The sequence below is a fragment of the Vibrio sp. 704 genome, assembly GCF_033339295.1.
Window position 1 is genome coordinate 1 of the sequence record NZ_JAWOUH010000411.1, and the last position, 722, is coordinate 722.

At 46.3% G+C, this 722-nt stretch carries 1 protein-coding gene; it reads left to right on the forward strand.

What is annotated here, in order from left to right; translation table 11 throughout:
* Positions 1 to 722, forward strand: a 722-nt coding sequence (locus tag R7R24_RS26800) for a sodium/glutamate symporter (protein ID WP_411978835.1), incomplete at both ends; no start/stop codon positions are given.

Consider the following 722-nt stretch of genomic DNA (forward strand, 5'->3'; position numbering starts at 1 on the left):
TGGTCACGGTTCAGCCTCAGTTGTGGGAGATATTTTCACGGGTCTTGGTTGGGAAGATGGCTTCACGCTTGGTTTGACCTTTGCGACAGTCGGTATCTTCATCTCAATTTCCATCGGCATGCTGATGCTTCAATTTGCTCTAAAAATGGGTTGGATTCGAAGCTTTACAACTTTTGACAGCATGGATGAACATGAACGAAAAGGTCTTGTCAAACCAACAGAACAAGAACCAGTGATGAAAGACACAATGTCTTCACTCTCTGTGGATTCATTTGCTATTCACGCAGCCCTTGTCGTCGTCGTTACGGCTTTCTCTTATGTCGCAGCAAACTACTTATCGTCGTTCCACGACAAAGTACAAATTCCGACATTTGTAACGGGCTTTTTGGGCGGAATGCTCGTGCGAATTGTCGCGAAACAAACCAAAGCGTCACGATACCTTTGTGATGGAGCATTTAAGCACGCGGCTGGTATCAGCACCGACTACCTGATCATATTTGGTATTTCAGCAATCAAAATTACTGTTCTTGCTCAGTACCTTGCGCCAATGATCGTACTCGCCATTGGTGGCATCGCATTTACGTTGTGGCTGATCTTCTGGGTTGCGCCTCGAATTATGGGCGATGATTGGTTTGAAAAAGGCATATTCTCCTGGGGCTGGCTAACAGGCACAGTTGCAATGGGCATCGCGCTATTGCGCATTGTTGACCCTAAAATGCGTA